We start from the raw sequence: 7,228 nt of genomic DNA, 5'->3' as shown, positions 1-7,228 counted from the left end.
TAAGAGGATTTAAGTTTAGTTTTAAAATACTACCGTGGCTGATTGAAGAGTATGGTTTAAATGAGCTTCTATTTTTGGTAAAAGATAAAAGAAAAGCAATTAAAGATTATATAGAGTTTCAACGCTTAAGAGGAACACCTGTATCACTAAGAATAGCACTTAAATGGGTAAATGAAGATTTATATTGGATGAGAGTGCTTTTGGCAATCTATTATCAGACTATTCAGGAATTAAGCTAAAATATGATGGTCCTGTACTATCATTTGGTAGGGTTAATTATTTCAGATACAGAGGAGCATTTGTTAAGATCATAGATGAATGTCTACGCAATCATTACGAACAAGTTTTTAGCAATGATTTATACAGATTGGACGTTGCAATACTAGGAGAAACAGAGCTACATACTAAGAATTATCATGGTATCTACAGGCGCCAGCATCAGTGGTATAATTTCGAAGTCCTATATCCTCTACCACAGAGTTTATTACCACCAATTAAATTTGCTAAAGCACAAATAGTATTGTCAGATAGTTGGAGCTTAGAAGATATAAATGCTTGTTTTCCTCTGTGTTACTATGAAGAGGTAGGTGATAGATTTTCTTTGGGAAATGATCGACTTTCAGAGCAAGTATGGAATTTAAAATCTAAGCCAATTTTAGAAAGGTTCAATATTACTTACCACTATGAAGAAAAGAATTTTACTGATCAAAAAGTTATAGAATTTAATTTAATGGAATATCATGCTAAGTGTAAAAATGATTTAGGCTCAGAACAAGATGATTCAATTCATGAATTAGAAAATCATATTTTGGTATTTTATCCAGGTGCTCTTACTTGGCATGAACATAAACATTTAAGCAGATCTTGGAATGATGTTGGGCCGATAATTTTAATATATTAATTATAATATTACATAAAAAGATACAATCTTTGATTGAAAAAGACTTCACTTCACTCTCATAGATGAAGCATAATTAAGTAACAGCAGTCAATAAAAGAAAAAAAGCTGCTGTTGAAGAGAGTATTTTTGTAATAGAAAAAGTTTGATAAAAAAGTTTAAAGGAAAAATAAACATAAATATTTACAGATCGAAAAGCTGGTTCAGTTTATAGCAAACTACTTACAGAAATTTTAGTAAGTCATACAGTTGCGACTTTTTACAGGAGTAGATGGTAAGAGAGTACTCCTAATTATAAAAACGTTTACAGAAAAAAACAATGCGAAAAAGAGAGTTAACTATTCATCGTCGTTATGAAGTTAGCAGATTAGCGGACACATATTTAGCGAATGCTTATGAGCAATTACTGAGGTATTCAGTAAAAATAAACAATGAAAAGGAGGTGAAAAAAAATGATAACAATGAAAATAACAGCATTATATGCAGAGTTTCATCGAGAAAACAAGTGCAGGAGAATACAATAGAGAGTCAAATTGCAGAACTTGAGCATCGCATTATTAATGATAAACATGAGTTACTAGAAGGCTATAAATTCATTAATAATAGCTATAGTGGATCAAATCTAGAATGTCCAGGTTTAGAAAAATTATTTAAAGATATAAAAGTAGGAAAAATAGACTCAGTCATTGTGTATAAAATAGACCGTTTATCAAGATCATTACTTGATTTTGCTAAAATAGTTGACATTTTTGAGAAGTATAAAGTCGCATTTGTATCAGTAACTCAAAGTTTTAATACTGCAAATTCAATTGGTAGATTAATGATGAATGTGGTTTTAAGCTTTGCACAATATGAAAGAGAGTTAACAGGTGAAAGAATAAGAGATAAGATAGAGGCATCAAGAAAGAAGGGCTTATGGATGGGAAGCAGAGTGCCGCTAGGATATGATGCGAAAGAGAAAAAACTGATAATAAATGAGAAAGAAGCTGAACTTGTAAAACACATTTTTAAAAGTTTTGTAGAGATGAAGTCGATAACTAATGTAACTAAAAGGTTAAATAAAGAAGGTTATAGAACAAAAGGATATAAAGGTAAAGAAGGAGAAGAATTTAAAAAAGCAACGGTTAGAGGAATATTAACTAATCCAACTTATATAGGTTTTGCAAGTCATAAGGGAACATTATATAAAGGACAACATGAAGGAATAATTGATGAAGAATTATGGAATAGAGTAAAAGAAAATATTAGAACTAGAAATTATATAGAATCTAAAAGAGAACCAGTCTTACTGAAAGGATTAATGCGTTGCTATGCGTGTGATGCATCAATGCAGTCAACTTATGCTAAGAAGAAAAATAGAGAGTATAGATACTACGTATGTGGAAGGCATTTGAAGGGAAGAGAATGCAAAGGAAAAGAGAATACCATTGCAGCAGGAGAAATCGAGCAAGTAATAATGGAGCAAATACCAGTTATATTAAAAGATGGAGCTTTAATGGAAGAAGCATTTAGAAAAGCCGATAAGGTAATTGCTGAAATATTGAAAGGAATAACGGAGATGTGGAAAAATATATTTCCTGTAGAAAAACAAAATATAGTAAGACTTTTAATTAAAGTCGTTTGGTTTAAAGAAGATGGGCTAAAAATAGAAATAAGTAAAGACGGACTAAAAAACTTAGTAGAAAAGTACAAAGCAACTACTGAGAAAATAGAAGTTAAAGGACAGGATATTTCAGTTTTTATTAAATATAAGTTAAAAAAATGTAGTGGCAAAAGTATGATTTTAGTTCCTGTTAAAGGAGAAACTAGAGAGAAAAAAACGACTTACTCTTAAAATCATTAGTAAGTGCACATCTATGGAGACATCAGTTAGATAATGGAGAATACGCAACTATTAAAGAAATATGTTCTAAGAATAAAATAGCATGTTTGAAATATGTCAGCTTAATTCTAAAGTTAAACTTTCTTGCACCGGAGATAAAAGAAGCAATATTAGATGGAAAACAACCATCACACATCAGGTTAAGTAACTTTACGAAGATGAGCTTGCTTTGGAGTGAGCAGTTGAAGCTTTTTAATCTCCTAGAGAAAAGCATAGCCAATGATTAAAACAGCATTATAAGTTTGCATACCGCTACCCAATAAGCTATACTTTAACATAGGTTGTTAACTTTATATAAATAGGTTGGAGGTGTATGCCAAGTTTTTTTGACAAGCCATTTGAAGAACAAGTAAAGGGTATAATTAAAGCAGGAGATTTAAAGCTTCTGCAGGCATTGATTGGCACAAGGTCTCTTATTGGGTTGTCTATGTATTGTTCTAGTTTCTTTTTTACTAAAACGGTTATTGCACAAGCTAAATATCAATCTTATAGTGCGCTTCTTAATGTTCTTACTGAGTATAAAAAGTCAGAAAATGAGATTTTTGTGGATCGTATAAAGAATACTATAGGTGAGGAAGTAACAGGAAATGAAGGTAGATTACGTCAAAACATTCTTTTACCATTATCAAGTAATAAATTAAAATCTTTAACTAACAATAATTATTCCGATCCACAATCTGATTTAAAAAAATATATTCGGGAAACAGATTTATCAAGTTTATGCACTTTTAATACACAAAGAGTAATTGGAATCTATCATAACTATATTTCTAATAAAGAGAGAAGAGAACTGGAGAATGTACTGCTGGAAGCTAGAGAAAGTGAAGATAAATATGTATATATAGAAAAGGCAAAAGAGGAGTATTTGAAGTACAATGATAAAATAAGAGATGCAAACGGGATTATAAAACACAATGAACTTTCGCTAATCAAGATAAAAAATCAAACTTTTTTTGATGAGTGGTATGAAGAGTTATTGCAGAAGGTTGTTAATGAAGCAAGAGAAAGTAAGAAACATTTATTATATAAAGAAATTGCAGGAGATGGTTCAAATGTAGTAAGTAAGCTTGGCACTTCTTTTAACAAAGAAATTATGAGAAGAGTAATAAATGAGTTATTAGATAATTATATTAAAACCTTAGCTGATGATATCGGAGTAAAAAGTGAGCTATTATCCCTCATGAGATGTGTTGATATTGACGATCCAATAGGGAAGATGAATTATAAAACAGTAAATCGTAGAATCATTAGTAGAGCTGATGAATTGACCACGAGCGAGATAATTCTGCAGAGAAAATGTACTTCAAATCAACAAAATAGTATGGGTGAGGTTATAGAAAAAGGGTTAGCTTATATATCAGACAATATGCATGTATATCTTCTATCTAGAGTGGAGCAGGAAATGCTGAATGAAATAGCAGAAATAGCAGCAAATTATAGGGAAAGGGATAATAAAAAGAAAGACTTAGAGCTCTTAGCTGTATGTAACGGAGGAGAATTTAAGAATGAGTTATTACTACCGACAGATCTCGGATTTTCAGAAATTGAACGTTTGTATAAAGATATGTTATCTATAGAGTTTAAAGAACGTGGAGAACATGAATCACACAAACTACTTTCACTACGTAATAGATTACCTTTATTAGAGTTGGAAGAGATAAAGGAAGCTTTCCATATCTCTATTACTGATGACATCTTAAGTGATATAGAAGAAAGTTTGGATAAGTATGTTGAAGTGCTAAAGAAGACAAAAGAGGATATGATTGGCAAAGTTTTTGGGAAGCAAGAAAATATAGCGACATTAAGTGAACTAGAATAAGAACTAGAGTTTAGTTTTATACAGCGTCTTTTTCACTCCACTTATTATAAGCAATATCAAGAGATGAGAATGTTTGTTGAGTGCAAAAATTTTATTCATGATAGCAAAAGCACTGAAAGAGATTTATCATTTCGTGAAGAACTTGAAAAACAGCTAAAAAAGCTAGATAAATCTAAATATGAAGAACTGAAGAGGTTAATGCTATCTAAAGTTGATAATGAATTTCCAGCATTGGCAAATGAGTTAATTGATTATAGAAACGGACTAATAAAGAAAGGTAAGGAGAGTAAAGAAAAATCTCGATTAACAAAGGTACTTCGTTCTTCTTATTGGGAATCGTACAGAAAAAAAGAAGCAGAAAGTTTTATGATGTGTGAAGAGGCTTTAAAAAAAAGTGTTGCCACAGGTGATGACGACTTATTCTATCAAGCAATAAAAGATATCAAGAAAAATTCTAAATATATATGGGTATTTCAGGTAAATGGAACACTGTTTAACAGTGTATGCAACCTTCAACATGATTCAAAAAATAGAATGCCCACATTTAAAGATCTAGCATCAGGGTTTATTAGAAGACGCAAAGAATACATAGCTGAGCAAGCTACAAAATATGAAATTGACAAAGCAACAAAAGAGAAACAAGAAGCTGCTGAAGCACTTAATTCAAAAAGTATTAGTGATGAAAAAGAGAAACATAGATTAGGAGAAAAGCATGAAGCAGCGAAAGCAATAGCAAATGAAGAAAGAAGAGGAAGAAAGGAAGCGGAGGCGAAAGCGGAAGAAGAAAGAAAAGCTAAGGAAGAAGAAAGAATAGGTAGAGAGGAAGCTGAAGCGAAAGTGAAGGCTATTCGGTTTCTTTATGGTGAGGCTTCAAGTTTCAATATATCTATACCAGTAATAATGCAAAATCAGGATGTAGAGAAATTCTTAACAGAGCAATATACTTTTCTAATTTTAAATAAAGAGTATGGTGCAAAATTTAAGAATCTCTGTGCGGAATATAAGAACTTCAACAAAGAAACAGAAAAGGAAGTTAACCTTAAAAAGTTATCGGAACTTGCAAATGAATTTGAGAGACTGAGCAGAGATTTTATAAGAAGAGAAGAAGAAGAGGAAGAAGTAAGAAAAAATGCACCAAAATATAATGACCAAGATATCGATAGATTAAGTAGCAGTGTAGTAACAAGAGTGGTGCAGATGAGAGATCTAGCAGAGAAAGAGCAGAAGATATTAGAGAAAGAAAAAATCGAAGTGGAAGAGATAGTAAAAAAACTTCAAATGCAAGATCCAAACTCTGCACTTGAAGAAGTAAACTTTGAACCAGTTGCAGGACCTTCTTGGCAGATATGAGAAGAGTAGAAGAATTTCTTAAATTTCTAGAAAGTGAGAAGCTAAAGGATATTTTATATTCAAAGTTTTGGTGGAATGAAAACGAACATTATCCAAAAGATAAGGAAGAGCTGAGGTGGTTAATTCGTAAGTTTGGTGAGCATAAGATAGCATGGTGTAGCAGCAATGTATCTCACTATGCCAAGCTAGATGATAAAACTCTTTCTAAAAAGCAAATCTTGTTTATTTCTGCATGTGTGGGAGTGATGTTCCTTCTGCTCGGAATATATTTTGTACCAGGGTTTGTTGCTGCATCTATATATCTGAAATTATGGCAAGAGTTCATAAGAACCTATTTTGAAAAAAAATTGTAGACTACGTTAAAATTTATAAGGAGGTAGAAATTATGGTTGGAGGGTTAGAATTACGAGTTCCTGATAATGGATACATTGATTCATTACGAGGTGTTGTTGATGCTGCTGAGTTTGAGTGTCACGCTAGGTATTTAATTGATATGAGCACAACTGATTTTGCTGCTTATGAAAATGAAATCGACAGTAAATTTAGAAATAAGGAAGTTTTAGATTTTTTAAGTTATATAAATTCAGTGCGCTCTAAAAGAGAAAATACTCTAAAAGGGTGTGGGCAGGCATTTGGAGGTGACACATATATTAAAATGTTAGATTATTACCATAAAGAATTTGAGAAGGAATTTAAAAATGATATTGCAAAGCTACGCTATCATTATGAAACTGGCTACTGCGATATAGATAATGGAAGAAAAGACCATTACTACAAGTTGTTTAATTATACAAAGCGGTTGCTATGGAAAATAGTACCTGGAAATGAAAATAGCATAGGAATGATGAATATTCTCAACGAAAGATTAAGAAAAATAGATGATAAAAGCACATTAGAGGAAAGTTTACGAATGTTATGTCTTTTGAGTAACAGCGATGATATAATAGACCTATCACATGCTCTTAAAGGCTTATTGCTAAAATATCATCCAGATAAGAATCAATATGAACAGTCACAAGAGATCTTTTATAAGATAGAACAGGTTTATAGTGCTGTGCAGATTATATCACGAGCATACGAAAGTCATTCAACTGTTGTACTATGTGATTTAAAAGAATTTCTGGGTTATGGGCTAGAAGAGATAACAGAAGAGAATATGTATTATTGCATGAAGGTGCTGTATAAACCGTTTATTCGTGATAGCACGGAGACACTGAAAAAGTATGAGATGGAGGCGGAGGTAATCCCGTATATAGAAGATAATATATTGAAGAAATTT

At 31.6% G+C, this 7,228-nt stretch carries 5 protein-coding genes and 1 pseudogene; all 6 read left to right on the top strand.

Going from position 1 to position 7,228, the window contains the following annotated elements; translation table 11 throughout:
* A pseudogene (locus tag V6U76_RS03630) lies at positions 1-901 on the top strand (phage tail protein); the annotation flags it as partial.
* 316 nt (positions 902-1,217) lie between these two features.
* The gene (locus V6U76_RS03625) at positions 1,218-2,732 is read left to right on the top strand and encodes a recombinase family protein (protein ID WP_333023665.1); all 1,515 of its coding nucleotides are present in this window, start codon (positions 1,218-1,220) and stop codon (positions 2,730-2,732) included.
* Between the two features lie 361 nt (positions 2,733-3,093).
* On the top strand, positions 3,094-4,599 hold the full coding sequence (locus V6U76_RS03620; RefSeq protein WP_333023664.1) for a hypothetical protein: 1,506 nt from the start codon (positions 3,094-3,096) through the stop codon (positions 4,597-4,599).
* 63 nt (positions 4,600-4,662) lie between these two features.
* On the top strand, positions 4,663-5,949 hold the full coding sequence (locus tag V6U76_RS03615) for a hypothetical protein (RefSeq protein ID WP_333023663.1): 1,287 nt from the start codon (positions 4,663-4,665) through the stop codon (positions 5,947-5,949).
* Positions 5,946-6,302: a hypothetical protein gene (locus V6U76_RS03610; RefSeq protein WP_333023661.1), complete on the top strand. Its 357-nt coding sequence runs from the start codon at positions 5,946-5,948 to the stop codon at positions 6,300-6,302. The genes V6U76_RS03615 and V6U76_RS03610 overlap by 4 nt, the downstream gene beginning before the upstream one ends.
* Positions 6,303-6,334: 32 nt before the next feature.
* On the top strand, positions 6,335-7,228 hold an 894-nt coding region (locus V6U76_RS03605), incomplete at its 3' end, for a hypothetical protein (RefSeq protein WP_333023659.1).

The sequence above is a fragment of the Wolbachia endosymbiont of Pentidionis agamae genome, assembly GCF_036711655.1.
In the GTDB taxonomy this organism is placed as follows: domain Bacteria; phylum Pseudomonadota; class Alphaproteobacteria; order Rickettsiales; family Anaplasmataceae; genus JAZHPY01.
The sequence above is the reverse complement of the archived record's forward strand: the minus strand, read 5'-3'. Positions and strand labels throughout refer to the sequence as shown.

What these genes read in the sequence shown, in the direction of transcription:
- V6U76_RS03615 (WP_333023663.1), top strand. Translation starts at nt 4,663, where the DNA reads ATGAGAATGTTTGTTGAGTGCAAAAATTTTATTCATGATAGCAAAAGC.
- V6U76_RS03620 (WP_333023664.1), top strand. Translation starts at nt 3,094, where the DNA reads ATGCCAAGTTTTTTTGACAAGCCATTTGAAGAACAAGTAAAGGGTATA.
- V6U76_RS03625 (WP_333023665.1), top strand. Translation starts at nt 1,218, where the DNA reads ATGCGAAAAAGAGAGTTAACTATTCATCGTCGTTATGAAGTTAGCAGA.
- V6U76_RS03610 (WP_333023661.1), top strand. Translation starts at nt 5,946, where the DNA reads ATGAGAAGAGTAGAAGAATTTCTTAAATTTCTAGAAAGTGAGAAGCTA.